1 protein-coding gene is annotated in these 598 nt (G+C 57.4%); it reads left to right on the forward strand.

Translation table 11 applies throughout. The features are described 5' to 3' along the window. The coding region (locus JF542_RS24340; protein WP_207077737.1) for a hypothetical protein at positions 1-572 on the forward strand (572 nt) is incomplete at its 5' end. Between the last annotated feature and the right edge of the window lie 26 nt (positions 573-598).

Here is a 598-nt window from a genome sequence, read left to right on the forward strand (position 1 = left end):
AGCTCCATCAGAGCCATTCTGTCGTCGGTCATCGTCATCTCCGTCTCAGGTTTCAGGTGTCGCAACCCGAACCTTCTCCGAAGATCGACGGTGACCGCCAGCGTCGCATGTGGCGACGCCCGCGGATTCCTACACCACGCTATGGGGCACTATCCTTCGCGTTGAAGCTGATCCTTCATAGCATGGCTCACGCCCTCTCTCGCCCACTGACGAAAGATAAGGATGGCAGAACGACCCGCCGCAACTTTGTGGCTGTCCCGCTTAACAACAACGACTTCTCCAAACAGCCTTTCAATCATCCCAACCTCAAACGCTCCGCTTTCAGAAGCATGGTCTATGCACTCGCGATCTTTGATCCGGACAGGCGCGGGATGCCTTGGCTTGAATACGTCCCGCCATACAACAACCCGGAAACCGGAGACGCCAAGCGTACCTGCGTGATGGCTGATGTGCCTTTCCAAGAGTGGATGTTCAGCCAGGGCCTGATTGAACCGCCCCGGGTTTGCCGGAGGCTCCAACTCTTGAGTAGGATGGAGCATCATGAGCAAGACCACGAACAAGTTCTCCCCTGAAGTCCGCGAGCGCGCGGTGCGGATGG

The sequence above is a fragment of the Salipiger bermudensis genome, from assembly GCF_017309175.1.
Taxonomy (GTDB): Bacteria; Pseudomonadota; Alphaproteobacteria; order Rhodobacterales; family Rhodobacteraceae; genus Salipiger; species Salipiger bermudensis.